This window comes from Pseudomonas sp. H3_E04, assembly GCF_054668915.1.
On the sequence record NZ_CP162797.1, the window covers coordinates 3,751,653 to 3,776,080 of the forward strand.

Below are 24,428 nucleotides of genomic sequence, written 5' to 3' on the forward strand. Positions count from 1 at the left end.
GTTCCGGCACAGTAACTTAGCTGGGCGGAGCGTGCAATATGGCGGGGCCTGCGGGCTGGAAAACGGCAGAAGGATTCGCGACCGATGGCAAAATGCCGAACGTTTTTGGTACTGTCGTTTCGTTCACCTACAACAATAAATAAACGGACTTGCTCATGATCAGACAGACGTTGTTTGTACCGCTGGCCAGTTGCGTGCTCGCACTCGCCTGCGCCCAGGCCAATGCGGCGCCCAATCCTTATTCCAGTTTCATTGTGTTCGGCGACAGCCTCAACGATGCCGGCACCTTCGCCGACACGGGCGGCCCGGCGGGTTCCACCGAGCGCTACACCAACCGCACAGGGCCGGTGTATCAGGATGGCAGCGGCGAAGTTTATTCATTGAATTCCACGCAGTTGCTCGGCGCCCGCCTGGGCTATTCGCCTGACCAGACAGCTTCTTCAAGCTCCGCAGTGCGAGCCGAAAACGGCCAGCCCGACGGCAACAACTGGGCGGTCGGTGGTTATCGCACCGACCAGATTCTCGACTCGATCACCACCCAATCGGCCACCGGCGAACGCACCCGCGCCGGCTACCTGCCATCGAACGGCTTCCGCGCCGACCCGAATGCGCTGTACTACATTTCCGGTGGCGGCAACGACTTCCTCCAGGGCCGTATTCTCAGCCTGCCCCAGGCCAACGCCGCAGCCGATCGGCTGGCCGACAGCGTGCAGACGTTGCAGACCGCCGGTGCCAAATACGTGATGGTCTGGCTGCTGCCTGACGTGGGCCTGACCCCGGCCCTTAACGGCACGCCGCTGCAAGCATTCAGCAGCACCCTCGCCAACCAGTTCAACAGTCAGTTGGTGACGCGCCTGCAAGGCATTAACGCTGAAGTCATTCCGCTGAACATTCCGGTGCTGCTCTCGGAAGTCTTCGCCGACCCTGGGCGCTTTGGCCTGGCCACCGACCAGAACCTCACCGCGACCTGCTTCAGTGGCAATAACTGCCCGGAAAACCCCCGCTACGGGATCAACAGCGCCACGCCGGATCCGACCAAGCTGATCTACAACGATGGCGTACACCCGACCGAATCCGGGCAGAAACTGATTGCCGATTACGCCTATTCGTTGCTGGCAGCGCCATGGGAACTGAGCCTGCTGCCGGAAATGGCCCATGGCACGGTGCGCGCGCATCAGGATGAATTGCGTAATCAGTGGCAGGCGGATTGGGAGAACTGGCAAGCGGTCGGCCAATGGCGTGCGATTGTCTCGGCCGGCGGACAGCGTCTGGATGTCGACAGCCAGAGCAGCGGCGCCAGTGCCGATGGCAGCGGTTACAACCTCAACGTCGGCGGCAGCTATCGCCTGAACGAAGCCTGGCGCCTGGGCGTGGCGGCCGGTTTGTACCGGCAGAATCTCGAGGCCGGGCACAATGACTCCGATTACAAACTCAACAGCTACATGGCCACCGCGTTCGCCCAGTTCCAGCAGAACCGCTGGTGGGCCGATGCTGCGCTGACCGGCGGCAAACTCGACTACGACAACCTCAAGCGCAAGTTCGATCTCGGCGCCAGCGAGGGTGCGGAGAAAGGCGATACCGACGGCAGCCTCTGGGCGTTCAGCACGCGTCTCGGCTATGACATTGCGCAACCGGGCAGCCAATGGCACCTGTCGCCGTTTGTCAGCGCCGATTACGCCAGTGTCGATGTCGACGGTTACTCGGAGAAGAGCAACCGCGCCACCGCGCTGACCTTCGATGACCAGAGCCGCGATTCGAAACGTTTGGGCCTGGGCATTCAGGGCAAGTACAACTTCACCGCGCAAACCCAGGTGTACGGCGAATACGCCCACGAGCGTGAGTACGAAGATGACGTGCAGAAGGTCAACATCGCACTCAATACCCTGCCGGCGAATGACTTCACCCTTGAAGGCTACACACCGGCAAGTCACCTGAACCGCTTGAGCCTCGGTGTCAGCCACAAGCTGACGGCGGATCTGGCGCTGCGTGGCGGTTATACGTTCCGCAAGGACGATGACTTCAAGCAGCAGGGACTGAATGTCGGGGTCGTGCTGGATTTCTGAGGTGTAGATGCAAAAAGCGGCGCCCCTGCAGGCGCCGCTTTTTTATGGCAGTACACAAAGCAAATGTGGGAGCGGGCTTGCTCGCGAATGCATTCGGTCAGTTGATGTAAAAGTCGACTGATCCACCGCTTTCGCGAGCAAGCCCGCTCCCACAAGGGTTGGGTGTGGGCTCAGGCGTCCGGGGTTTGCTCGGCCAGGGCCACGGCGCGGAACATCGCGCGGCGTTTGTTCAGGGTTTCTTCCCATTCCAGCGCCGGCACCGAGTCGGCAACGATGCCGCCGCCGGCCTGCACGTGCAGCTCGCCGTTCTTGATCACTGCCGTGCGAATGGCAATGGCGGTGTCCATGTTGCCGTTCCAGGCAAAGTATCCGACCGCGCCGCCGTACACGCCACGCTTGACCGGCTCCAGCTCGTCGATGATTTCCATCGCGCGAATCTTCGGCGCGCCCGACAAGGTGCCGGCCGGCAGAATCGCCCGCAGTGCGTCCATCGCGGTCAGCCCGGCCTTCAACTGGCCGGTGACGTTGGAGACGATGTGCATCACGTTGGAATAACGTTCGATGACCATTTTCTCGGTGAGCTTTACCGAACCGATTTCCGAGACTCGCCCGGTATCGTTGCGGCCCAGATCGATCAGCATCAAGTGCTCGGCGATCTCCTTGTCATCCGAGAGCAGGTCCTGCTCCAGCGCCACATCGGCCTCTTCGGTGGCGCCGCGTGGGCGCGTGCCGGCGATCGGGCGCACGGTGATCAGGTTGTCTTCGACGCGCACCAGCACTTCCGGCGAACTGCCGACGACGTGGAAATCGCCAAAGTTGAAGAAGTACATGTAAGGCGTCGGGTTGAAGCAACGCAGGGCACGGTACAGATCGATCGGCGCAGCCTTGAAGTCGATCGACATGCGCTGCGACGGCACCACCTGCATGCAGTCGCCGGCGAGGATGTATTCCTTGATGGTGTCGACGGCTTTTTCGTAATCGTCCTGGGTAAAACTCGAACGAAACACCGGATCGGCCGATTGCTGCTTGCTGAAGTCCAGGCCACGACGCGGAGTGATCGGCTGACGCAGTTGCTCGAGCAGTTCCTGCAACCGCGCCTGGCCTTGCTCGAAGGCATCGGCCTGCGCCGGGTCGGCGAGGACGATCGCGTGCATCTTGCCGGCCAGATTGTCGAACACCACGACGGCGTCGGAGACCATCAGCAGAATGTCCGGCACGCCCAGCGGATCCGGGTTCGGGCACTTGCCCAGACGTTTCTCTACATAACGTACACAGTCATAACCGAAGTAGCCGACCAGCCCACCGTTGAAGCGCGGCAGGCCGGCGATGGTCGGCACGTTGTAGCGAGCCTTGAAGGTTTCGACGAAGGCCAGCGGATCTTCAACCTCGTGGCTTTCGGTCTCGACGCCATCAACGCTGATACTGACGTGATGGTCGTGCACCCGCAGCACGGTGCGGCACGGCAGGCCGATGATCGAGTAACGGCCCCATTTCTCGCCGCCCTGCACCGATTCGAGCAGATAGGAGTTGGGCTGGTCGGCCAGTTTCAGGTAGATCGACAGCGGCGTGTCGAAGTCGGCCAGGGTTTCGCAGGCCAACGGGATGCGGTTATAGCCGTCAGCGGCCAGACGCAGGAATTCTTCGCGATTCATAAGGTGCCTCGTGGTGTGAGGTGCAATCAGTCAGTCAGGCGAACGCGCCGGCAAGGCCGGCCAGAATCAGTCAGGCGCGCCAACGCCAACGGGCCAGGGCCTTGATGACTTTCATCCAGAGTTTGCGGGTGACCACCACGATGGCGTTTCCAGAAGGGGGTTGAACAGCGTCGGGCAACGTTATCCCACCGGCCAGATCCAGGCAACCGGGAATTAGTTTGCGCAAATCGTCGATCACCAGTGCCGGCGATTCCTCGGCAATTGGCCGGCCATGGTTGTAGCCATAACTGAGCGCCACACACTTGACCCCCGCCGCTTTCGCCGCCTGCACATCGCTGCGCGAGTCGCCGACGAACAACGATTGCGAGGCCGGGATGTTGGCCATTTTCATCACGAAAAACAGCGCCGCCGGGTCAGGCTTCTTCTGCGGCAGAGTATCGCCGCCGATGATCCACTTGAAGTAGCGGCCGATCTTCATCTGATCGAGCAGCGGCGCGACGAAGCGCTCGGGCTTGTTGGTGATCAGCGCCATGGCCACGCCTTGCTTGTGCAGCCACTTGAGCGTGTCGCGCACACCGGGATAGACCACGGTCAGCTCATGGCTGGCGCCGTACGCCTCCATGAAAATCTCCAATGCGCGCTCGGCTTCAGCGTCATCCACTGCTGAGTGATCGATGCCACCGGCCAAGGCCCGACGCACCAGTACCGGCGCGCCATTACCGACCCATTCGCGCACCGCTTCGATACCTGCCGGCGGACGACCGAGGGAGAGCAGCATGGTGTCCACCGCCGCTGCCAGGTCGGGAACCGAATCGATCAGCGTGCCATCCAGATCGAACATCACCAACCGTGGCAGTTGCCCCGGGAACAGCTGCTCAAAACCGCTCATGGGCGCGCCAGAGCCAGTTCGGAACGCATCTTGTCGATGACTTCCTGATAGTTCGGCGCGTTGAAAATGGCCGAGCCGGCGACGAAGGTATCAGCGCCAGCAGCGGCAATTTCGCGGATGTTGTTGACGTTGACGCCGCCGTCGATCTCCAGGCGGATGTCGCGCCCCGAAGCATCGATGATCGCCCGCGCTTCACGCAGTTTGTCGAGGGTGCCGGGAATGAACTTTTGCCCGCCGAAGCCCGGGTTGACGCTCATCAGCAGAACCATGTCGACTTTGTCGATCACGTACTTGAGCACGTCCAGCGGAGTCGCGGGGTTGAACACCAGACCGGACTTGCAGCCGCCTTCGCGGATCAGTTGCAGCGAGCGATCGACGTGCAAAGTAGCTTCCGGGTGGAAGGTGATGTAGGTCGCGCCAGCTTCGATGAAGTCGCCGACGATGCGATCAACCGGGCTGACCATCAGGTGCGCGTCGATCGGCGCTGTGACGCCGTACTTGCGCAGTGCCGCGCAGACCATCGGGCCGATCGTCAGGTTCGGTACGTAGTGGTTGTCCATGACATCGAAGTGGACAAAGTCGGCGCCGGCGGCGAGAACGTTGTCCACTTCCTCGCCGAGGCGGGCGAAGTCGGCGGAGAGGATCGACGGAGCAATTACGAAGGGCTGCATGACGCACCTGTGCTGAGCTAAATCACGATGGCGCGCATTGTATACCTCAAGTTTCCACGCGCGCACCGGGACCGCGATGATTGGGTTGTGCCATGAGCCCTCAGCGACCGCGCCTCAGTAAGCCGCGCGGTAGATCTTCTCGATGTCGCCGGCGCTGAGTTTGCGCGGGTTGTTGCGCATCAGCCGCTCGATGCCGGCCGCCTCCACGGCCATCGCCGGGATCGCTTCCTCCGGCACGCCGAAACTGCGCAGCCCGGCAGGGATTTCCACCGCCGCGCACAGGTCGGTCATGGCCTGCACGGCTTTGTCCGCAGCTTCGCTGGCGCTCAGATGCGCGGTCTTCACGCCCATGGCTTCGGCAATATCCTGCATGCGTTCGACGCAGGCCATTTTGTTCCAGGTCATCACATAGGGCAGCAGCAAGGCGTTGCTGACACCGTGGGCAATGTTGAAGCGCCCGCCCAGCGGATACGCCAGCGCATGCACCGCCCCCACCCCGGCGTTACCGAACGCCATGCCGGCCATCAGGCTGGCGGTGGCCATGTCTTCGCGCGCTTGCAGATTGGCGCCGTTGGCGTAGGCCTTGGGCAGAGCGCTGGCGATCAGCTTGATTGCGCCGATGGCGAGGGAGTCGGTGATCGGCGAGGCATTCACCGACAGGTAGGATTCGATGGCGTGCACCAGTGCATCGACGCCACTGGCAGCAGTGACGCTGCGCGGACAGGTCAGGGTCATCTGCGGGCTGACCAGCGCCACATCCGGTAGGAGATAGTCGCTGACGATGCCTTTCTTCAACTGCGCGATCTTGTCCGAGAGGATTGCCACGTTGGTGACTTCAGAGCCAGTGCCGGCGGTGGTCGGGATGGCGATCAGCGGCGGGCCCTTGCGCGGCACCTGATCGACGCCGAACAGATCTTCCAGCGCGCCGTGGTAACCGGCGTAGGCAGCGACACTCTTGGCAATGTCGATGGCGCTGCCGCCCCCCAGTCCGATCAAACCGTCATGCCCGCCTTCGCGATAGGCGCGCATGCAGTCCTCGACGATGGCGATTTCCGGGTCGGGCAGCACGCGGTCGAAAATCTCGTACTCGCGCCCGCCGAGTTGCACCAGCGCCAGCTCGACCGTGCCGGACTTGACCAGCGCAGCGTCGGTGACGATCAGCGGGTTGTCGATGTCCAGACGCGTGAGTTCGGCGGCCAGTTGTTCGATGGCTGCGGCGCCGGTGATCAGTTTGTGAGCGATTTTGAACTGGGACAGACTCATGGTGCGCAGCCTCTTATAGATGTGGGAGCTGGGCACAAGATTAGCTGGGGATTTGGGGTTGTCTGCTATTCACCCTATGAATGACCAGATCCAGAAGACCACGATCAACTGTGGGAGCGAGCCTGCTCGCGAATACGGTAGCCCTTTCAACTGATAGCCAGCTGACACACCGCTTTCGCGAGCAGGCTCGCTCCCACATTTTTAGCCGCTTTCGAAGTCAGACCTGCGCAGTACGCAGTTTTTCGCTGCGCCCGCGCAGCCATTCCAGGGTCAGCAGCAGAATCACCGAGAAGGCAATCAGCAACGTCGCCGCAGCCGCAATCGTCGGGCTGAGGTTCTCGCGAATTCCGCTGAACATCTGCCGAGGCAATGTCGCCTGCTCGGGACCTGCGAGAAACAGCGTCACCACCACCTCATCAAACGACGTCGCAAAGGCAAACAGCGCCCCGGAAATCACCCCCGGCGCAATCAGCGGCAAGGTCACCCGACGGAACGCGGTCAAGGGCGATGCACCGAGACTCGCCGCCGCCCGCACCAGATTGTGATTAAACCCCTGCAACGTCGCCGACACCGTGATGATCACAAACGGCACGCCCAGCACCGCATGCACCACGATCAGCGAGAAGAAGCTGTTGCCCAACCCCAACGGCGCAAAAAACAGATAACTCGCCACACCAATAATCACCACCGGCACCACCATCGGCGAAATCACCAGCGCCATCACCAGCGCTTTGCCGGGGAAGTCGCCACGGGTCAGGCCGATCGCCGCCAGCGTGCCGAAGATCATCGCCAGCACCGTCGCCGCCGGGGCAACGATGATGCTGTTCTTCAGCGCGCGCATCCATTCCGCCGAGGCGAAGAAGTCGTGATACCACTGCAGCGAGAAACCCTGCAGCGGATAGACCAGAAAACTCCCCGAGTTGAACGACAGCGGAATGATCACCAGCACCGGCAGGATCAGGAACAACAGAATCAGGCCGCAGAGGATCCGCAGGCTGTAGAACCACACCCGTTCGATGGGCGACATGTAAGGACTCAGCATCGCAAATTCCCCTTAGCTCAGGCGCAGGCGACTGGCGCCGACCAGCCAGCTGTAGATCAGATAAAGCACCACGGTCGCCAACAGCAACAGCCCGCCCAGTGCGGTGGCCATGCCCCAGTTGATGCTGGTATTGGTGTAGAAAGCGACGAAGTAGCTGACCATTTGGTCGTTCGGGCTGCCGAGCAGCGCCGGGGTGATGTAGTAGCCAATCGCGAGAATAAACACTAACAGGCAGCCGGCACCAACGCCGGCGTAGGTCTGCGGGAAGTACACCCGCCAGAAACTGGCGAACGGATGGCAGCCGAGGGAAATCGCCGCGCGCATGTAAGTCGGCGAGATGCCTTTCATCACGCTGTAGATCGGCAGAATCATGAACGGCAGCAGGATGTGTACCATCGAGATGTACACACCGGTGCGGTTGAACACCAGTTCCAGAGGTTTATCGATGATGCCCATGGCCATCAGGCCACTGTTGATCAGACCGCCGGATTGCAGGAGCACGATCCACGCGGCGACGCGCACCAGAATCGAGGTCCAGAACGGCAGCAGCACCAGGATCATCAACAGGTTGCTCTGCCGCGATGGCAGGTTCGCTAGCAGGTACGCCAGCGGATACGCCAGCAACAGGCAGATCACCGTAATGACCAGACCCATCCAGAATGTGCGGGCGAAGATATCGAGGTAGATCGCCTGATCCGGGGTTGCCGGAGCCAGTTCGCCGAGGTCATCGATGCGGTGATCGACCGCCGCCAGCAGGTAATACGGAGTGATGCTGCTGGTGTTGCGTTTGACCGCTTGCCAGTAGGCCGGGTCGCCCCAGCGTTCGTCGAGCGCTTCCAGCGCTTCTTTATAAGAAGCCGGTTCGCTGGCGAACGGCAGCGCCCGGGCGGTTTTGGTCAGCAGGCTGCGGTAGCCGGCCAACTCCATGTTCAAGCGCTTGGACAGATCGCCCAGCGTCTGGTTTTTGCGGGCTTCGCCGAGGTCTTCGCTGGCGGCCTTGTACACCGGCTCGGCCGGCAGACCACGCCCGTCCCAACTGGCGATGGCAGTGACAGTGCGCGGCATGCCGCCAACCACTTCCGGGTTGCCGACGCTTTTATAGAGCAGCGCCACGATCGGCACCAGAAACACCAGCAGCAGAAACAGCACCAGCGGCGCAATCAGCGCCTGCGCCTTCCAGCGGTTGACCCGCTCGGCGCGCTTGAGCTTCTGCTTCAAAGTGGGGCTGGCGCCCTCGTTCAGGGGAACGGCGATGGCCATGACGTACTCCGCAAATCTTTGATCGTTACAAAGGTGGCGAACCACCTCTGTTGCGTTGAAACACAGCAACCTGTGGGAGCGAGCCTGCTCGCGAAGAGGCCAGCACATTCAATATCCATGCTGGCTGATCTACCGCTTTCGCGAGCAGGCTCGCTCCCACAGAAGGGCGAGCCCTCGGCTATTTGGCGGCCCAGGAATTGAAGCGCTGTTCCAGTTGCTCGCCGTTGTCAGCCCAGAAGCTGACGTCGATCTGCACCTGGTTCGAGATGTTTTCCGGGGTGGTCGGCATGTCCTTCAGGACATCCTTGGCCAGCAACGGCACAGCCTGGGTATTGGCCGGGCCGTAGGCGATGTTTTCCGAGTAGATCTTCTGCTGCTGCGGCTGCACCGAGAAGGCGATGAACTTCTTCGCCGCTTCCGCGCGCTTGGCGTCCAGGCCTTTCGGGATGGCCCAGGCGTCGAAGTCGTAGATGCCGCCGTTCCACACCACTTTCAGGTTGGATTCTTTTTGCACCGCAGCGATGCGACCGTTGTAGGCCGAGCTCATGACAACGTCACCGGAAGCGAGGTACTGCGGCGGCTGGGCGCCGGCTTCCCACCACTGAATGCTTGGCTTGAGCTCATCGAGCTTCTTGAACGCACGATCCTGGCCGCCCTTGCTCGCCAGCTCTTTGTAGACATCTTTCGGTGCCACACCATCGGCCATCAGCGCGAATTCGAGGGTGTACTTGGCGCCTTTGCGCAGGCCGCGCTTGCCCGGGAATTTCTTCGTGTCCCAGAAATCCGCCCAACTGGTCGGTGCGGTTTTCAGCTTGTCAGCGTTGTAAGCCAGCACGGTCGACCAGACGAAGAAGCCCACGCCGCATGGCTGAATCGCGCCTTTGACGTAATCTTCGGTCTTGCCGAACAGCGCAGGATCAAGCTGCTCGAACATGTCTTCGTCGCAACCACGGGACAGCTCTGGCGATTCAACTTCGACCAGATCCCACGACACGCTTTTGGTGTCGACCATGGCTTTGACCTTGGCCATTTCGCCGTTGTATTCGCCGGCAACGATCTTGCCGTTGCCCGCCGCTTCCCACGGTGCATAGAAGGCTTTGACTTGCGCTGCCTTGTTCGCCCCGCCAAACGACACCACGGTCAAATCCGGGCCAGCGGCCATTGCGCTTGCCGCACCCATCAGGCCCAGGGTCAGGGCGGTGAACTTCAGGGATCTCAACATTTATTGTTCTCTCCACGTGCAGGGTTGGTGTTGGTATTGCCGGGGCGCTTAATGCGCCTCTAGAAGTGGATCAAGCGCGCGAACGTGCTCGACCTGCCAGCCAAGCGGAACCACGTCGCCGACAGCGAGCGCGGGATCGAGCTCGGCAATCGGTTGTTTCACGAAGAAGTCGGTCTTGCCGCAGACTTCCAGGCGCACCCGGACGTGGTCGCCCAGATAGATGAATTCCGCCACCCTCCCTGAGAAACGGTTGACGCATTGATCGCTCGAACCGTTGAGGCTGACGCGCTCCGGACGGATCGACAGCGTCACCGGCTCGCCGGTCTGGCCAACGTTGACGGCCAGCGCCTCGACCTTCTCGCCACGGCCCAACTCGACCACGCAGCGCTCGCCGCTCTGGCTGAGCAGGCGACCGTTGAGGCGGTTGTTCTCGCCGATGAAGTTGGCGACAAAGGTGTTTTTCGGCTCTTCGTAGAGCGTGCGTGGCGGCGCAATCTGCTGGATCTCGCCTTGATGGAACACGGCAACGCGATCGGACATGGTCAGCGCTTCACCCTGATCGTGGGTCACGTAGACCACGGTCACGCCGAGGCGCTGGTGCAGGTGCTTGATCTCCATCTGCATGTGTTCACGCAGTTGCTTGTCGAGTGCGCCCAGCGGCTCGTCCATCAGCACCAGTTGCGGTTCGAACACCAGCGCGCGGGCCAGTGCCACACGCTGCTGCTGACCACCGGACAACTGCGCCGGATAGCGCGAAGCGAAAGCATCGAGCTGGACCATGCTGAGGACTTTCTTCACCCGCTCGCTGACATCGCTTTTGTTCAGGCCACGCACGGTCAACGGGAACGCAAGGTTCTCCGCGACCGTCATGTGCGGGAACAGCGCGTAGTTCTGGAACACCATGCCGATGTCGCGCTTGTGCGGCGGCACGTTGTTGATCGAACGCCCGGCCAGCAGAATCTCGCCAGCGGTCGGGGTTTCGAAGCCGGCGAGCATCATCAGGCTGGTGGTCTTGCCGGAACCGGACGGCCCGAGCAATGTGAGGAATTCGCCTTTGCGAATGTCCAGGTTGAGGTCTTTGACGATCAGGTTCTCGCCGTCGTAGCTCTTCTGCACACCACGAAAGCTGACCAGCACATCACTGGTCCCTGCGCTTGTATCGACCTGGCTCATACCCACACCTTTGTTGTTGATGACTGCTTGTTCATCAAGCCTAGTGGCTGGCGCCAGCCACGCAAATCGGGGCGCAGGAGAGAATCGCTTAAGCGTAATGGAAGGTTGGGGGTAGGGATTGCCCTACAAGGATGGCGCTAACGGATAAGGCAGTGGCGAGGGGTTAGCGGCGAGCTGCAAGCAAGGGCAAAAAGCGTGTGTCGCTAATGGACATGCCCAAGATGCCAGCCTCAAAGCACATCCCTTGTGGGAGCGGGCTTGCTCGCGAATGCGGTGGGTCATTCAACTCATTCGGCGACTGGTACACCGCTTTCGCGAGCAAGCCCGCTGCCACAGTTTTGACCGCGGTGATTTTTAGAGGAGTTTGTGCTCCATCGCGTATTTGACCAGCTCGGCCAGCGAGGTGATGTTGAGCTTCTGCATCAGCCGCGCTTTGTGCGTGCTGATGGTCTTGCTGCTGAGGGCCAGTTGCTGGGCGATGTCGTTGACGTTGGCGCCCTGGGCCAGGCGCTCGAACACCGAGAACTCGCGCTCGGACAGCAACGAATGCAGCGGCCGTGCATCGGTCAGGCCGACTTCGAAAACCATGCGATCGGCCAGTTCCGGGTCAATGTAGCGCCCGCCCGCCGCGACTTTGCGGATCGCCGTGAGCAGCAGCGCCGGATCGCTGTCCTTGGTCGCATACCCGGCCGCGCCGACCTTCAATGCGCGAGCGGCCATTTGCGCTTCGTCGTGCATCGATAGCACCAGAATGGCCGGTGGATTGTTCAACGCCCGGATTCGCGGGATCGCCTCAAGACCATTGACCCCGGGCATGGAGATGTCGAGCAGCACCACTTCGCATGGCACATTGCGCAGGGTCTCGAGCAATTGCTCACCATTGCTCGCCTCGCCCACCACTTGCAGATCCTTGGCCAGGCCAATCAATTGCTTGATGCCCTCGCGGACGATGGTGTGGTCTTCGGCTACCAGTACACGGATCACGTTCTTCTCCTGATTTCAGGTACACACCAATCCCTGTGGGAGCGAGCCTGCTCGCGAAGGCGTCAGCACTCACAACACAAATCCTCAGATCTCACTCACCGGCACTCGCACCACCAGACTGGTGCCCTCCCCCGGCTCACTCACCAGCTCCAGCCGCCCGCCCATGATCAGCACCCGCTCACGCATGCCGACCAGACCAAACGAGGTCGGCCGACCCTCGGCGGCGACAAATCCTACGCCATCATCGCTGACCGTCAGACACAATTCATCGCCCGCAAGCTCCAGCGTCAATTCCACCGTATGCGCCTGAGCATGACGCATCACGTTGGTCAGCGCTTCCTGCAAAATCCGGAACAGCCCCACCGCCTTGGCATCGCTGAGTGCCGGCAGGTTGTCGGGGACCTGCACCAGACACGGAATCTGCGTGCGTGCCTCGAAGCGTCGTGCCTGCCACTCGATCGCCGAAGCAATCCCGGCATCGAGAATCGGTGGACGCAACGCCGTCGCGACATCACGGACCAACTGAAACAACTGCGCGATCAGGCGCTTCATACTGTTGAGCCGCTCGTTCAGACCCGGGTCGAGTTGCGCGTAGGCCAGTTCGCACATCGATGTCTCCAGTTTCAGCACGGTGAGCATCTGTCCCAACTCATCATGAACTTCGCGGGCAATGCGCGCTTTCTCTTCTTCGCGCACGCTTTCCAGGTGCGCCGACAATTCGCGCAGTTGCTCGCGCGAGGCCGCCAGTTCCAGCTCGATGCGTTTGCTTTCGCTGATATCCCAGACAATGCCGTCCCAGACGTAAGCGCCATCCTCCAGTTGCCGGGTGATCGCCTTGATCTCGGCCCAGCGCTGTTCGCCCTCGCGCGTGACGATGCGGCCCTGCCACGACCAGTCGCTGTCGGTGTCCAGCGCCTGATCCTGGGTGCGGTGATAACTGGCCCTGTCGTCGGGATGCACAAGACTGCGCAGGCCCATATCGCGATGGGCGATGGCTGCCGGCGCGTAACCGACCAGACTTTCGCTGCCCTCACTGATGTAGGCAAAGTCGATCTGCCCGGTGACAGGCGCCCGTTCCAGACGAAAGACCAGACCCGGGACGTTGGCGGCGATGCCTTGCAGGCGTGCCTCACTTTCCTGCAAAGCGGCGAGCGCACGGCGGCGGTCGGTGACATCGGTGAGGTAGACCACCAGATATTCACTGTCGCGAAAACGCAGAAAACTCAAAGACACGTCGGCCGGCAGCACGCTGCCATCGGCGCGCAAGCAGCTGGTTTCGAAGCTCAGCGGCCCTTCTTCACTGGCCCGTGCGCGCTTCCACAGATTGAGCCAGCGATCCATGTGCAGGCCGGGCTCAAAATCGATCAGCGGCCGCTCGATCAGCCCGCCCGAGGGATAACCGAGCATGTTTTCCGCCGCGCGGTTGGCGTAACGCACATGGCTGTCCCAATTGACCCAGAGAATGCCGACGGTACTTTGATCGATAGAAAACTGTGTCAGCCGCAGCGCTTCTTCACTGGCCGCGCGCAACGCAATGTCCTCGCGGGCGCTGAGCAAGCGTTGTTCGAGACTGTGCTGTTGGCGCCGCTGCCAGAACACGATCGCCGCGCAACTGAGCAACATCACCGCGAACAACAGACTGAGGTTCTGCCAGAACCCCGGCGACTCGGTCAGCCGTGGATATTTCGGCTGCAGCCATTGGTTGTGCAGTTGTTCCAGATCCTTGGCCGGGATCGCGCGCAAGGCGCTCTGGACGATGCCGGCCAGTTCCGGCCAATCGCGCCGCGAGGCCACGCGCAGCAGCTGCGGCAGGCCGATATCGCCAACCACTACCAGTTCGGCGAACTCCGGCTCCACCGAAAGTCGCCCCAACTGCGCTTCGTCGACCACCGCGTAGGAGGCTTGCTGACTCAACAGTAGCTGCAACGCCTGACGTTCCAGCGGCACGCCTTGCAGATTCAAGTGCGGATAGTTGCTGCGCAGATAATCGGCGGTGCTGCTCGGCATGCGCACGGCGACGCGGGTCTGGCTGTCGAGCTTTTCCAGTTCGACCGCGCCGCTGCTTTTCTGGTCGCTGACCACCAGTTGCGGCACGCGCATGTACGGGTCGGAAAACTGCCAGAGGCGCAGCGCGCCGGGTGTCTGGCTCAAGCCCGGGGCTATGTCGATCTCGCCTGCGCGCAAAGCGCTTTCCAACTGTCCGAGATCCTGGAAGTTGCGCCAGCTCAGTTCCACGCCGAGGGTTTTGGCCAGCAGTTTCATCAACTCGACATTGGCCCCGGACAATCGCTGCAAGCGCCGATCATAGGTCGCGTAGGGCGCCTGCAAGACCAGGCCGACGCGCAATTCAGTGTGCTGCGCCAGCCATTGCTGCTGGCTCGGCGTCAGTTGTGCGACATGGGCCGGTGGCGCAGGCGCCGCCCAGCCCATCAAGGGAAACCACAAACAGCCGATAACCCACAGGCAGCAAAATCGCTTCATTGAAGTCTCATACACTGACAAATTCTGACCAACCCATTAGGCTGCCGGGATACTTTCTGGCCTGGAATAACCGATGCCCTCTGTCTACCGCCTGGCACTGCCAGCATTGTGCCTGTCGCTGATCCTGCCTTGTGCGTTTTCCGTCGAAGCCGCCGATCCTGCACCTGCCGCCACGGATAAACCCGCCGAAGAAAAACCGGCCGAGCGCCAGCCACTGCTTGAGCGTAGTCAGGAAGAGGCCGCCGCACTGCAACGTAAACTGCCAGTGCAAGAGCAGCAACAACTGCAGGCTGGCAGCGACACTTTCCTCGCCCTGTGGAAACCGGCCAACAGCGCCGAGCCCAAAGGCGCGGTGATCATCGTTCCCGGTGCCGGCGAAACCGCTGACTGGCCGCAGGCAGTCGGCCCATTGCGACGCAAACTGCCGGATGTCGAGTGGAGCAGCCTGAGTATCACCCTGCCGGATCTGCAAGGCGACGCCATTGCTCCGCGCGTAGTCGAACCGGCCGCTGCGCCGAAAGCCCCGGAAACCACAAGCAAGGACGCCACCACCGCGCAGCCGATCGAACAAGCCGCTGGCGGTGAAGCGGAAGTCGCTGAACAGGTGGTGGCCGAGACCAGCGAAGAACAAGCCAAGGCCGACGCCGATCGCATCTTCGCAAGGATTGACGCGGCGATTGCCTACGCCGAACAGCAAAGCGCACGCAGCATTGTCGTACTCGGTCACGGCACCGGCGCCTATTGGGCGGCGCGTTTTCTCAGCGAGCGACAAACGCCGCAGGTGGAGAAACTGGTGATGGTCGATGCGCAAGCACCGGTCAAGGCCTTGCCGCCACTCGTCGAACTGACGCCGACACTGAAGCTGCCGACTGTGGATATTTTCTACATGGACAAGGCGCTGGATCGCAACGCCGCGCTGGAACGCATGCAGGCGAGCAAGCGCCTGAAGACCTCGGCGTTCAGCCAGGTGGCGCTGAAGGTCTTGCCAGACAAAAAGGCCGAGCAGGAACAATTGGTTCGACGGGTGCGGGGTTGGTTGAACCCACAGGCTGTGGACTGATATTCAGACCGAGCCGCCCCCCTTCGCGAGCAGGCTCGCACCCACATTGGATCTATGCAAAATTCAATGTGGGAGCGAGCCTGCTCGCGAAGAGGCCCGCACAAACAACAACCCTCTAACGCCTAGCGAAAATCCCGCCGCTCGCGAATCAACGTATAGGCGTTATGCAAATCCCGCGTACGTTCGGTCGCCTCACGCACCTGGGCCGGCGTCGCGCCGCTGCCGGCAATCTTGTCCGGGTGATGGCGACTGAGCAATCGCCGGTAAGCGCGCTTGATCTGCGCCGGCTCGCTGCTCGCCGACACCCCAAGCAATTTCATCGCCTCCTGATAGCTCACCGCCGCACTGACGATCGGCCGCTTGCCGGGTTCGTAATCGCTGGCCAGCGCTTGGACCTGATGCGGCGTCCAGCCCAGCCATTTACCCCACTGCGCCAGTAACTCACGCTCGCTGACACCCGCGCGACCATCGGCCCAGACCATGCGCCAGCAGGCGCGCAACACACCTTCGGCCGCGTGCGGTTGCGAACTCAAACGACGCAGATAGCCGCGCAGATTGTCGCCACCAGACTTGCCGCGATTGAATGCAGCAATGGCTCGCCGTGTCGCCGGCTCGCTCATTTCCAGCGCGCGCATTTCATTGCGAGCCTGCTGGATATGCCCGTCAGTGACGCGCCCGTCGCTCTTGGCCAGACGTCCGAGCAAAACGAATAACAATTCGTCGTTGCGCAGCATTGGCCGGCCGCCAAGCTTCTCGCGCAAGTGTCCCCAGCTCTGCAAGTGCAGACGCCGATCCAGCGCCTGCCCCAACAACGCCCCAAGCATGGCCCCCGGAATGCTGGCAATCGCGTACCCCACTCCGGCTCCAATCAGAGTCCCTGGCCACAGCATCTCAGCGACTCGCTTCTATCAGGGCTTCGGCTTCGGCCAGACGCTCGTGGGTACCGACATCCACCCAATGCCCCTTCAGACGCTCACCCGACACCTCACCGTTAGCCATGGCATTGCGCAGCAGCGGTGCGAGTTTGAAAGCGCCATCGCTGCACCCGTCGAACAATTGCGGATGCAGCACGGCGATACCGCTGTAGGTCAGCGTCTGAGCATCAGGCTCACCGTCCTGCACTTTGCCGTCGATCAGGGTGAAGTCACCCCTTGGGTGATGCGCCGGATTGTCCGCCAGCACCAGATGCGCCAGGCCATTGATCGGCTGGTGCAGCACGCTGAAGTCGTAATCGGTCCAGATGTCGCCGTTGACCACCAGAAACGCATCATCACCAAGTAACGGCAGTGCACGGAAAATCCCGCCACCGGTTTCCAGCGGCTCGCCTTCCGGCGAGTACTGGATGCTCAGGCCGAAACGCGAACCGTCACCCAGGTAATCTTCGATCTGTTGACCGAGCCAGGCGTGGTTGATCACAATTTCGTTGAAACCTGCGGCTGCGAGCGCGCGCAGGTGATACTCGATCAGCGGTACACCGCCGGCACGCACCAGCGGTTTCGGCGTGGTCAGGGTCAGCGGGCGCATGCGCTCGCCTTTGCCTGCGGCCAGAATCATTGCCTTCATGCCGTCGCTCCAGCACGCAAGCTGCTGAACAGCACTTGCAGTTCCGCCAGTTCAGGGCGGCGGGCAATCACTGCTTCTATATAAGAGAAGAAGCGCGGCACGTCCGCCAGATAACGCGGCTTGCCGTCGCGATGACAGATGCGCGCGAAGATGCCGATGACTTTCAGGTGACGCTGCACGCCCATCAGGTCGCTGGCGCGCAGGAAGTCTTCGAAATCCGCCTGCACCGGGATGTTCAGTGCGCAGGCCTGCTGCCAATAACTTTCCAGCCAGCCGCGCACGCGTTCTTCAGGCCAACTGAGGAAAGCGTCCTTGAACAGGCAGGTAACGTCGTAAGTCACCGGGCCGTACACCGCATCCTGAAAATCCAGCACGCCGGGGTTGGGCTCGCTGAGCATCAGGTTGCGCGGCATGTAGTCGCGGTGCACAAGCACTTTTGGCTGCCCGAGCGCGCTGTCGATCAGCAGCTCACTGATGTGCTGCCATTGTTGCTGCTGGGCCGCATCGAACTCGACGCCCAGCTCATGCTTGACGTACCACTCGGGGAACAACGCCAGCTCACGACGCAACAGGGCGATGTCGTAACTGGGCAACGGCGCCACCATCGGCAACTGTTGAAAAGCCAACAGCGCTTGCAGGGCATCGTGGAATAACGCGTCGGCATTTTCACCATCGATCACATCAAGATAGGTCTTGTTGCCCAGGTCATTGAGCAAAAGAAAACCGCGCTCGAGGTCTTCGGCATAAATTTTCGGCACATTTATTCCGGATTTCGCCAGCAAAAAGGCGATATCCACGAACGGTTTACAGTTTTCCTGGGGTGGCGGCGCGTCCATCACGACGAAGCTGCGACCATCGCCCTCCCAGCGGAAGTAGCGGCGGAAACTCGCGTCGCTGCTGGCCGCAGTCAACGTGGCCGGGGGCACGGTGCCCCAGCCCTGTTCGGCAAACAGCTTTGCCAACTGCTCATCGAGCCAAACTTTCAGGTGTTGCAAGCGTACATCTTGGTCAGGCATTGCAAGGGTCTCCGACGGCGCTAGCCGTCAAGCGGGTCATGCTTTATTATCCAGCATCTTTTTCAGACCATCGAGAGGCGTGCGGCCCACACCGCGGGCAGATGGCACGCAGGAAGCCCGGACTAATAAGATGGCATTGAAATCCCCCGCGTTTCGTAAAAAATTTCCGTTGTTGGTAACCGGCAGTCTGCTGGCTATGCAACCTCTGGCCAGTCAATTCGTTGTTGCCGCCGAGCAGTATGACTGCTCCGTCTCGGCTACGGGTGGCTGGGACTGTGCGCCCAAGTCGCCCGCTGCGGCATTGCCGCCGCGTCCGGTGCATGACGGCAGTGCCGTCAGCGCCGCCGGCGAGCCTGTGGCCGACAAGGGTTCCGAGGCCGACACTGGCGCGAAAACCGCGCTGGTTACCGAAGCCAAGGGCCGCGGCCTGAAATCCCGTAGCGAAGACTACAGTCACCTCGACTGGGTTCCGCGCGAGAAGCTCACTGCCGCCCAACTGGCCGAGACCGGTCCTTACTGCTCTGGTTCCTATATCGAACCGATTCGTCCTGGCATGAATGACAAGACGAATAAAAGTGACGCGCCGACCTTCATCGGTGCCAAAGCGTCGCGTTACGAGCAGGACACCCAGGTCGCCAGCCTCGCCGGTGACGTGGTCATGCGTCAGGGCAGCATGCAGGTCGAAGCCGACGAGGCCAACCTGTACCAGGCCGAGAGCCGTGGCGAACTGGCCGGCAACGTACGCATCCGCGATAACGGTGCGCTGATCGTCGGCGACCACGCCGATGTGCAGCTCGACACCGGTGAAGCCAAGGTCGACAACGCTGAATACGTGATGCACAAATCGCGAATCCGCGGTAATGCGCTTTATGCCAAGCGCGCCGAAAACGCGATCATCCGCCTGAAGGACGGCACGTACACCACGTGCGAACCTAATAGCAACGCGTGGCAGCTCAAAGGCAACAACATCACCTTGAACCCGGCCACCGGTTTCGGTACCGCGACCAACGTGACGTTGCGCGTCAAAGACATTCCGATCCTGTACACGCCTTACATCTACTTCCCGATCGACGATCGTCGCCAGTCAGGCTTCCTGCCGCCGACCATCGGTTCGGGCAGCGACACCGGCTTCATGCTGGTCACGCCGTACTACTTCAACCTGGCGCCGAACTACGACGCCACGTTGTACCCGCGCTATATGAGCAAGCGCGGCATGCTGGTGGAAGGTGAGTTCCGCTACCTGACCAAGTCGAGTGAAGGTCAGTTCGGTGCCTCGTACCTCAACGACGAGAACGATGATCGCAAGCGTCAGTCCGACTACAACGAGACTCGCTACATGTACAACTGGCAACACAAGGGCGGTCTCGACTCCCGCGTGCTGACCCAGGTTGACTACACCAAGATCAGCGATCCGTATTACTTCCAGGACCTGCAAACTGACCAGATCGGCGTCAAGAGCGACGATTTCGTCAACCAGCAGGGCTCGGTCACTTATCGTGGCGACAGCTACACCGCACGCCTCAACGCTCAGCAGTATCAACTGGCGACCGTTTCGAACATCACACCGTATGGCCGTCTGCCGCAGATCACTTTCAATGGTCAGCTGCCGTACCATCCGGAAGGCCTGAATTTCGATTACGAGACCGAGTTGGTCCGTTTTGATCGCGACCTGCGCAGCGGCACGTTTGTACAGGAAGACGGCATCACTACCGAGTCGCGCCTGGACAACAACATCACCGGTCTGGCTCGCGCCAACGGCGACCGTTTGAATCTGAAGCCGGGCGTCAGCCTGCCGATGAACTGGACGTATGGTTTCCTCAAGCCGTCGCTGAAGTACCAGTACACGCAATATCAGCTGGATCTGGACAACACCGGTAAATCGCAGATCGATGCGATGACCGCAGAACAGAGAAAGCTCAACGGCGAGTTCGACAGCAACCAGAACCGTGGCGTACCGATCGCCAGCATCGATGGTGGCCTGTACTTCGACCGCAACACCTCGTATTTCGGCAAGAACTACCGTCAGACCCTGGAACCGCGCCTGTTCTACCTCTATGTACCTGAGGTTGATCAGGAAGACATTCCGGTTTTCGACACCAGTGAGTACACCTTCAACTACGCCTCGCTGTTCCGCGACAACCGCTTCTCCGGCGCCGACCGTGTCGGTGACGAGAACAAGCTGTCGCTGGGCGTTACCAGTCGCTGGATTGAAGACAACGGTTTCGAGCGTCAGCGCATCAGCGTTGGCCAGGCTTTGTACTTCAAGGATCGCAAGGTTCAATTGCCGGGTATTGCGTTCAACGATCGTGACGACGCTAAATCCGACGTGTCGCCATACGCGCTGGAATACGAATATCGCTGGAACCGCGACTGGCGCACCACCGCCGACTACAACTGGGACCCGGACAGCCGCAGCCCACGCTCCGGCAGCGCGATGTTCCACTATCAGCCGGAAGACAACCCGAACAAGGTCATCAACGTTGGTTATCGCTACCGTAATGACCAGGTTCGTTATGACCAGAACACCGGTAAATGGTCGGTGGGCGGTGGCGACTACGGCACCCCGGGCCAACCTGGCTACGTGAAGGACTACTACAAGATCCAGCAGCATGACTTCTCGGTCATCTGGCCGATCGTTCCGCAGTGGAACGCCATCAGCCGCTGGCAGTACGACTACAACCGCAATCGCACGCTGGAAGCTTTCGGCGGTTTCGAATACGACAACTGCTGCTGGAAACTGCGCCTGATCAACCGTTACTGGGTTTCTTATGACGAGTTCAGCCAGGAAGCTCCGCAAAACGAAAAAGGCGACCATGGCGTCTTCCTCCAAATTGTTCTGAAGGGACTCGGCGGCCTGACTGGCGCCAAGGTAGAGAGCTTCCTCGACAAAGGCATTCAAGGTTATCGTGAACGTGAAGACCAAGCTTTCTGATTGTCTGCGCCCGGTGCTGCTGGGCGCGTTGTTCCTGGGTACGGCGGCCAACGCCGCCGTACAGTCCATCGATAAAGTGGTGGCGATCGTCGATAACGACGTGGTCATGCAGAGCCAACTGGACCAGCGCGTTCACGAAGTTCAGCAGACCATCGCCAAGCGCGGTGGCGGCCTGCCGCCTCCGGATGTGCTCGACCAGCAAGTGCTCGAGCGTCTGATCGTCGAAAACCTGCAACTGCAGATCGGCGAACGCTCGGGCATCCGCATCACTGACGAAGAACTGAACCAGGCCGTCGGCACCATTGCTCAGCGCAACAACATGACGGTTGACCAATTCCGTGCAGCACTGGCTCGCGATGGCCTGAACTATGACGACGCTCGCGACCAGATCAAGCGCGAAATGATCATCAGCCGTGTGCGTCAGCGTCGTGTAGCCGAACGCATTCAGGTTTCCGAGCAGGAAGTGAAGAACTTCCTCGCCTCCGACCTGGGCAAGATGCAACTGTCCGAAGAACTGCACCTGGCCAACATCCTGATTCCGACCCCGGAAAGCGCCAACTCTGAAGCCATTCAGAGTGCTGCGCGTCAGGCCATGGAGGTTTACCAGCAGCTCAAGCAAGGCGCCGACTTTGGTCAGATGGCCGTGGCCAAATCCGGCAGCGACAACGCTCTGGAAGGCGGCGACATGGGCTGGCGTAAAGCCGCTCAATTGCCACCACCGTTTGACCGCGAGCTGAGCAGCATGGCCGTCGGCGACATCACTCAGCCTGCGCGTACGCCGGGCGGCTTCATCATTCTGAAGCTGCTGGGCAAACGTGGTGGTGAAGCGCAGATGCGCGACGAAGTGCATGTCCGTCACATTCTGGTCAAACCGAGCCCGATTCGCGACGAAGCCAAGACCGAGGCGCTGGTGAAGTCGCTGTATGAGCGCATCACCGCCGGGGAAGATTTCGCCACCCTGGCGAAAAACTACTCCGAAGATCCGGGTTCGGCGCTGAACGGCGGCGACCTGAACTGGATCGACCCGAACGTACTGGTGCCGGAATTCCGCAATGTGATGGCCAAGACCCCACAAGGTCAGCTGTCCCAGCCATTCCAGACCCAATACGGCTGGCATGTTCTGGAAGTCCTCGGCCGTCGCGCCACCGACAGCACCGAACAGGCCCGCGAGCAGCAAGCCATGACCGTCCTGCGCAACCGCAAGTACGACGAGGAGCTGCAAACCTGGCTGCGGCAGATCCGTGACGAAGCGTACGTAGAGATCAAACTCCCTGGTGCAGACCAGGCAGCGCAGTGAAACCCCAGCGTTTCGCGCTGACACCCGGCGAACCAGCCGGCATTGGTCCCGACCTGTGCCTGCTGCTCGCCTCGCAAGCCCAGCCACATCCCCTGATTGCCATCACCAGCCGCGACCTGCTCCTTGAGCGGGCCGCGCAACTGGGGCTGGCTGTCAATCTGCTGGATGTCGCGCCGGGGCAGTGGCCAGATGTTCCAGCGCCGGCCGGCAGCCTGTATGTCTGGGACACACCGCTCAGCGCACCGGTTGTTGCCGGTCAACTGGACAAATCTAACGCGGCGTTCGTTCTCGAGACCTTGACCCGCGCTGGCAACGGCTGCCTGAACGGCGATTTCGCCGGGATGATTACCGCGCCGGTGCACAAAGGCGTGATCAACGAGTCGGGCATCGCGTTTTCCGGACACACCGAGTTCCTCGCTGATCTGACGCACACCGCGCAAGTGGTGATGATGCTTGCTACACGTGGTTTGCGCGTGGCGCTGGTCACCACTCACCTGCCCCTGCGCGAGATTGCCGACGCAATCACGCCGGAGCGGCTGGAGCGTGTCACGCGAATTCTGTACGCCGACCTGCAAGAAAAATTCGGCATCGCCCGGCCCCGCATTCTGGTTTGCGGCCTCAACCCGCACGCAGGGGAAGGCGGACACCTGGGCCATGAAGAAATCGACATTATCGAACCGACATTAGAGCGCCTGCGCAGTGAGGGCATGGACCTTCGAGGCCCGCTGCCTGCCGACACTCTGTTTACCCCAAAATATCTGGAGCACTGCGACGCAGTGCTGGCGATGTACCACGACCAGGGTTTGCCCGTGCTCAAGTACAAAGGCTTCGGCGCTGCCGTCAACGTGACGCTAGGCCTGCCGATCATCCGCACATCGGTCGACCACGGCACCGCGCTGGACCTGGCCGGCAGCGGCAGGATCGACACCGGCAGCCTGCAAGTCGCCCTGGAAACCGCCTACCAGATGGCCGAGACCCGTATATGAACGAGCAATACCAACACAAGGCGCGTAAACGCTTTGGCCAGAACTTCCTGCACGATGCCGGCGTTATCGACCGCATCCTGCGCTCAATCCACGCCAGGCCTGATGATCGCCTGCTGGAAATCGGCCCAGGCCAAGGCGCCCTCACCCAAGGCCTGCTCGGCTCCGGTGCGCAACTCGACGTGGTGGAACTGGACAAGGACCTAATCCCGATCCTCAACCAGCAGTTCGCCGGCATGAGCAATTTCAACCTGCATCAGGGCGATGCACTGAAATTCGACTTCAATACGCTCAACGCCGCGCCGAACAGCCTGCGGGTGGTTGGCAACCTGCCGTACAACATCTCGACACCGCTGATTTTTCACCTGCTGAACAACGCCGGCATCATTCGCGACATGCACTTCATGCTGCAGAAAGAAGTGGTCGAGCGTCTGGCCGCAGGCCCGGGGGGCGGTGACTGGGGTCGTTTGTCGATCATGGTTCAGTACCACTGCCGCGTGGAACATCTGTTCAACGTCGGCCCAGGCGCTTTCAATCCGCCGCCGAAAGTCGACTCGGCGATCGTTCGTCTGGTGCCGCACGCGGTGCTGCCGCACCCGGCCAAGGATCACAAGTTGCTGGAGCGCGTTGTCCGCGAAGCTTTCAACCAGCGCCGCAAAACCTTGCGCAATACCCTCAAGCAATTGCTCAGCAATGCCGAGATCGAAGCCGCTGGCGTCGATGGCAGCCTGCGTCCCGAGCAATTGGATCTCGCTGCATTCGTGCGCCTGGCCGACCAGCTCGCGATACAGGCCCCGGCAGCTCCCGCCGCCGACTGACCCGCGATGAACGCTATCGGGCAGCACACCACTCTGGTTTACTGCCCGATACTTGCCTA

The 24,428-nt window shown here is 61.1% G+C and carries 19 protein-coding genes; 6 read left to right on the forward strand and 13 right to left on the reverse strand.

Translation table 11 applies throughout. From position 1 onward, the window contains the following. Positions 1–155 precede the first annotated feature (155 nt). On the forward strand, positions 156–2,063 hold the full coding sequence (estP, locus tag AB4N53_RS17020; protein WP_460121830.1) for an esterase EstP: 1,908 nt from the start codon (positions 156–158) through the stop codon (positions 2,061–2,063). A gap of 170 nt (positions 2,064–2,233) precedes the next feature. Here the strand turns inward: estP and trpE are convergent, their stop codons facing one another. From trpE to AB4N53_RS17070, 10 genes are all read right to left on the reverse strand, one after another. Continuing rightward, on the reverse strand, positions 2,234–3,715 hold the full coding sequence (gene trpE / locus AB4N53_RS17025; protein ID WP_460121832.1) for an anthranilate synthase component I: 1,482 nt from the start codon (positions 3,713–3,715) through the stop codon (positions 2,234–2,236). A 70-nt stretch (positions 3,716–3,785) separates the two neighbouring features. Beyond that, the gene (locus AB4N53_RS17030) at positions 3,786–4,604 is read right to left on the reverse strand and encodes a phosphoglycolate phosphatase (protein WP_041476686.1); all 819 of its coding nucleotides are present in this window, start codon (positions 4,602–4,604) and stop codon (positions 3,786–3,788) included. After that, positions 4,601–5,275, reverse strand: coding sequence for a ribulose-phosphate 3-epimerase (gene rpe, locus AB4N53_RS17035; protein WP_007918813.1), 675 nt, complete (start codon positions 5,273–5,275; stop codon positions 4,601–4,603). The genes AB4N53_RS17030 and rpe overlap by 4 nt, the downstream gene beginning before the upstream one ends. A 114-nt stretch (positions 5,276–5,389) precedes the next feature. Further along, positions 5,390–6,538, reverse strand: coding sequence for an iron-containing alcohol dehydrogenase (locus AB4N53_RS17040; protein ID WP_460121833.1), 1,149 nt, complete (start codon positions 6,536–6,538; stop codon positions 5,390–5,392). Positions 6,539–6,755: 217 nt separating this feature from the next. Continuing rightward, entirely contained in the window at positions 6,756–7,580 is an 825-nt protein-coding gene (locus AB4N53_RS17045; protein WP_008084123.1) for an ABC transporter permease, read from the reverse strand. A gap of 12 nt (positions 7,581–7,592) precedes the next feature. Next, entirely contained in the window at positions 7,593–8,840 is a 1,248-nt protein-coding gene (locus AB4N53_RS17050) for an ABC transporter permease (protein WP_460121835.1), read from the reverse strand. A 178-nt stretch (positions 8,841–9,018) separates the two neighbouring features. Beyond that, a complete protein-coding gene (locus AB4N53_RS17055; RefSeq protein ID WP_460121837.1) occupies positions 9,019–10,062 on the reverse strand; it encodes an ABC transporter substrate-binding protein in 1,044 nt (347 codons plus the stop codon). 48 nt (positions 10,063–10,110) lie between these two features. After that, positions 10,111–11,235, reverse strand: a complete 1,125-nt coding sequence (locus tag AB4N53_RS17060) for an ABC transporter ATP-binding protein (protein ID WP_137214199.1) — start codon at positions 11,233–11,235, stop codon at positions 10,111–10,113. 354 nt (positions 11,236–11,589) lie between these two features. Then, complete coding sequence (locus tag AB4N53_RS17065; RefSeq protein WP_460121839.1) at positions 11,590–12,219, reverse strand: response regulator; 630 nt, start codon at positions 12,217–12,219, stop codon at positions 11,590–11,592. Between the two features lie 84 nt (positions 12,220–12,303). Then, positions 12,304–14,700 carry a PAS domain-containing sensor histidine kinase gene (locus tag AB4N53_RS17070; protein WP_460121841.1) on the reverse strand — a complete coding sequence of 799 codons (2,397 nt, stop codon included), beginning with the start codon at positions 14,698–14,700 and terminating at the stop codon, positions 12,304–12,306. 73 nt (positions 14,701–14,773) lie between these two features. Here AB4N53_RS17070 and AB4N53_RS17075 point away from each other — a divergent pair, with 73 nt between their 5' ends. Then, on the forward strand, positions 14,774–15,760 hold the full coding sequence (locus AB4N53_RS17075) for an alpha/beta hydrolase family protein (protein ID WP_460121843.1): 987 nt from the start codon (positions 14,774–14,776) through the stop codon (positions 15,758–15,760). 122 nt (positions 15,761–15,882) lie between these two features. Here AB4N53_RS17075 and AB4N53_RS17080 read toward each other — a convergent pair whose 3' ends face one another. Genes AB4N53_RS17080 through AB4N53_RS17090 form a run of 3 tightly spaced genes read right to left on the reverse strand, consistent with a single transcriptional unit; the run spans position 15,883 to position 18,339 of the window. Beyond that, positions 15,883–16,650 (reverse strand): TerB family tellurite resistance protein, encoded by a 768-nt coding sequence (locus AB4N53_RS17080; RefSeq protein WP_460121845.1) that lies wholly within the window; start codon positions 16,648–16,650, stop codon positions 15,883–15,885. A 1-nt stretch (position 16,651) separates the two neighbouring features. Next, positions 16,652–17,323: an N-acetylmuramate alpha-1-phosphate uridylyltransferase MurU gene (gene murU / locus AB4N53_RS17085; protein WP_460121847.1), complete on the reverse strand. Its 672-nt coding sequence runs from the start codon at positions 17,321–17,323 to the stop codon at positions 16,652–16,654. After that, positions 17,320–18,339 (reverse strand): aminoglycoside phosphotransferase family protein, encoded by a 1,020-nt coding sequence (locus tag AB4N53_RS17090; RefSeq protein ID WP_460121849.1) that lies wholly within the window; start codon positions 18,337–18,339, stop codon positions 17,320–17,322. The genes murU and AB4N53_RS17090 overlap by 4 nt, the downstream gene beginning before the upstream one ends. Positions 18,340–18,469: 130 nt before the next feature. On the opposite strand from AB4N53_RS17090, the gene AB4N53_RS17095 reads away from it, so the two are divergent. The 4 genes from AB4N53_RS17095 to rsmA are packed head-to-tail and all read left to right on the forward strand — an operon-like array spanning position 18,470 to position 24,369. Next, positions 18,470–21,271, forward strand: a complete 2,802-nt coding sequence (locus AB4N53_RS17095) for an LPS-assembly protein LptD (protein WP_460121851.1) — start codon at positions 18,470–18,472, stop codon at positions 21,269–21,271. Continuing rightward, a complete protein-coding gene (gene surA / locus AB4N53_RS17100; protein ID WP_460121853.1) occupies positions 21,246–22,568 on the forward strand; it encodes a peptidylprolyl isomerase SurA in 1,323 nt (440 codons plus the stop codon). The genes AB4N53_RS17095 and surA overlap by 26 nt, the downstream gene beginning before the upstream one ends. After that, a complete protein-coding gene (gene pdxA, locus AB4N53_RS17105; RefSeq protein WP_460121855.1) occupies positions 22,565–23,554 on the forward strand; it encodes a 4-hydroxythreonine-4-phosphate dehydrogenase PdxA in 990 nt (329 codons plus the stop codon). The genes surA and pdxA overlap by 4 nt, the downstream gene beginning before the upstream one ends. Then, positions 23,551–24,369 carry a 16S rRNA (adenine(1518)-N(6)/adenine(1519)-N(6))-dimethyltransferase RsmA gene (rsmA, locus tag AB4N53_RS17110; protein ID WP_460121857.1) on the forward strand — a complete coding sequence of 273 codons (819 nt, stop codon included), beginning with the start codon at positions 23,551–23,553 and terminating at the stop codon, positions 24,367–24,369. Before pdxA ends, rsmA begins: the two co-directional genes overlap by 4 nt. The last annotated feature ends 59 nt before the right edge of the window (positions 24,370–24,428 follow it).